The 2422-nt window shown below is 65.6% G+C and carries 1 protein-coding gene; it reads right to left on the bottom strand.

Annotated features, from left to right (window positions below; all coding sequences use genetic code 11):
• The coding region (locus tag VET27_RS19410) for a Tn3 family transposase (RefSeq protein WP_526521057.1) at positions 1–2422 on the bottom strand (2422 nt) is incomplete at both ends.

Raw genomic sequence — 2422 nt, 5'->3', positions numbered from 1 at the left:
ATGTCGAGTTTGACCTCGCCGTAGGGCAGGACGTGCTGCCAAAACAGCGGGGTCAGCCCGCGCCGGTCCTCGAGAGTGAGGAGGTCGCTCCAGTCGTGTTCGGCGAGAACGTCTTGCAGCATCAGGGTGTTCACGTACACCAGCGCCGCTTGCAAGATCCTCAGGCACAACACGGTCATCTCCTGCTCGTCCTGACGGTTGGACGCAATCTCGCCGCCCTTGCCGTAATAGATCACCGAGTTCGCGCCGTTGAACGCCTCGACGACGTTGAGGCCTTCGGTGATCTCGCGTTGCAGCTCGCGGCTCCGGAGATACCGGGCGACGAAGATCGTGCGTTGAGCCCGTCCAACCTCCAACATCGCCTGATAGGTCGGGTGGGACGCGGAACGGGTGAATCGCCGCAGGATCGCCTCGGTCGAGGCGGTTCCTTGTCGGATCGCGGTCGCGTACTTGATCATCTGGTCGTAGTTCTGCTCGACCAGGTCCCACCGGATCGGCCGAGTCAACGCCGGCGCCAGCCGCGCGTACGCCTCCGGCTGGCCGGTCGTTGGGCGATAGAGGCGGACCTTGTTGATCCGTTTGATCCGCGGGAGGAGGTCGAAACCGAGCAGGCGGGTGATGCCGAACCCGATCTCGGACTGGCCATGGCTGTCGACGTAGTTGCCTTCGACCTTCATCGTGGTCCCGTGCCGGATGGCGCCCTCGACCATCGCGTGCACCTCCGACGCCGAAGCCCGCAGAGTCTGGGAGTGCACGACCATCGACCCACGCTCGACGTGCCAGTAGATCAGGATCCCGCGCCCGCCGTAGCGGGAATGCCATTCGGTGAAAATGTTCTGGTCGTACGACCGGAAGTGCGTCGAGTCCGACGCGACCGCCGTCGACCCTTCACCCCAGATCGTCTGCTGACGCGCGGCGAACGTCGCGTTGGCGATCCCGATCGCAACGGCTTGGGCGGTGTCGCGGGTGAGGTAGCGCAGTCGGACGTAGCGGATCTCGTCCTCGACATGCCCGTGCCCGCCCCCGGCGGCGACCGCGCGGATACCGGTGTTGGTGCCGTAGGCATAGATCGCCAGCATCAGCCGCTCGGCCAGCACCTCGACTGGCAACATGCCGCTGCCCGCGACGGCACTGACCTCGTTGAGGCAGCCGGTGCGAAGAACCGCTTCCTTGAGGATGTCGATCAGCGGCACCGTGCCCCATCGCCGCTGCACCTCGGCCTTGATCCGGCGCAGATTGCGCGGCTCCGGTGCCGCCTCATACCTGGACAGCTTGATCGCCCCGGACGCCCGATCGGCGACGTCGAGCCACTCCAGGTCCGGGATCGCGCTGTCAAGCTCGTCCAGGGCGGCGGTCATCTCGCCACGCAGATCACCGATGAACACGCTCGGATCCAGGGGCTTGCGCAGCTCCCCGTAGTTCTCCCTGCGGCTTTGCTCGAAATCGACAGGTAGGTCCTCATCGGGGTTACGCCAGGAGTCGGCGCCGACGACCCAGATCTCCTTGCACCGCAGCTGCTCTCGCAGCGCCTGGAAGGTGACGACTTCGTACACCATCCGGGTGACGCGGGCCCGGCCGCGGGTATCGGCCCGGTAGACCAGATCCGACCAATCCCCGCTCGTGCCACGATGGGCGGGCACGCTCTGACCGAGCGGGTAGTACGTCAGATTGCCGGCCTTGGCGTAATGGCCGATCAATTCCAGAGCCTCGATCACCGGACGGTGGGCGGTGTTGTTGCTGCGAAACTCGAGCACGTCCAGCAAGGCGATCAGCCCGCGGCGGTAATGCCCGGTGTAGGAGGCCCGCAGCGTCGTCTGCACCGTCCGCCGATACACCGGACCCTTGGTCTTGAACTCGTGCACCAGCTCCCGCAGCGTCTGCTCCCCTCCCGTCACGGCCGGGAACACCACCTCACGCACCGCACCATCAGGCTTCTCGAGCGCCGCTTCAGCAATCGAGAAGAGGATGTTCTCCTTACCCGTCACTTTCCTGAACGCGTTGATCAGCTCATTGGTGACCCTGCGTTCGGCGCGAGCGCCGATCCGATGCACAGTCGCGATCAACAGCTCGACCAAGGTGTCGGTGATTTCCCGCTCCCGCTGGTGAACCAGCGCCGCCAGCAACGTCACCGTCAACGGTGGCGCGTGACGGCGTAGATGCGATGGCGCCTCGACCGCCGCGCGGGTACGCCAGCCCGCGAGAACTCTCGGAGCGACGTCGACGAACAACCGGGGCGGCAGGTCCAGTGCCCGGACCGCCCGCAGCTTCCCGATCTCAGTCATCATCGACTCCAGGCTCACGTTGCCCGGACTCGCCTTGATCAAGGCGAGCAGGGAGGTGGACCCTTCGCCGACGTCGTCAGGCTCGTCACCCTCACTGGAGGCGATCAGGGCAAGCAGACGGCCCATCACCGGCGGATCCA

It is taken from the genome of Mycobacterium sp. (genome assembly GCF_035633495.1).
Lineage (GTDB): Bacteria > Actinomycetota > Actinomycetes > Mycobacteriales > Mycobacteriaceae > Mycobacterium.
This window is presented reverse-complemented; position numbering and strand designations above follow the sequence as displayed.